The sequence below is a fragment of the Halomonas flagellata genome, from assembly GCF_022487945.1.
GTDB lineage: Bacteria > Pseudomonadota > Gammaproteobacteria > Pseudomonadales > Halomonadaceae > Halomonas > Halomonas flagellata.
This window is the reverse complement of the sequence record NZ_JAKVPY010000159.1, coordinates 1-511: the sequence shown is the minus strand read 5'-3', so window position 1 is coordinate 511 and position 511 is coordinate 1. Positions and strand designations below refer to the sequence as shown.

The window sequence follows — 511 nt, the reverse complement described above, 5'->3', positions numbered from 1 at the left end:
GGTGAACGCACTATGGCCACACTGGAGCGTCTTCTGAGCCTGCTGTCAGTTTTTGACGTGGTGGTATGGATGACGGATGGCTGGCCGCTGTATGAACCCCGCCTGAAGGGAAAGCTGCACGTTATCAGCAAGCGTTACACTCAGCGCATTGAGCGACATAACCTGAATCTGAGACAACATCTGGCAAGGCTGGGACGGAAGTCACTGTCGTTCTCAAAATCGGTGGAGCTGCATGACAAAGTCATCGGGCATTATCTGAACATAAAACACTATCAGTAAGTTGGAGTCATTACCGGTTCTCTTTGTCTTTTAGTGATTCTATAAACCTCATTACGTCTGAATATAAAAATCTATTATTTGATTTATGTGGCTCATGAGGTTGTGGGATGGTCTTGTTTTTGAATGTGCCAGTTTTCTTAATGGCAAAGATTAACTCACCTTCTGTTATTCCTAACATTTCAGCAAATGTTTTTGCTTCTATAGTTACTGACTTCATTTAATTAACTCTCAT

General features: G+C 42.7%; 2 protein-coding genes. One reads left to right on the top strand and one right to left on the bottom strand.

Annotation, left to right across the window (positions count from 1 at the left end; genetic code table 11):
* Nucleotides 1-279: IS1 family transposase (locus MKP05_RS21670; protein ID WP_240570188.1), on the top strand; the 279-nt coding region annotated here is incomplete at its 5' end.
* Between the two features lie 10 nt (nt 280-289).
* Here the strand turns inward: MKP05_RS21670 and MKP05_RS21665 are convergent.
* The gene (locus MKP05_RS21665; RefSeq protein ID WP_001749967.1) at nt 290-496 is read right to left on the bottom strand and encodes a hypothetical protein; all 207 of its coding nucleotides are present in this window, start codon (nt 494-496) and stop codon (nt 290-292) included.
* Between the last annotated feature and the right edge of the window lie 15 nt (nt 497-511).

Bases quoted from the DNA above. Each gene is read 5' to 3' on its own strand.
- MKP05_RS21665 (WP_001749967.1), bottom strand. From the start codon at position 496: ATGAAGTCAGTAACTATAGAAGCAAAAACATTTGCTGAAATGTTAGGA.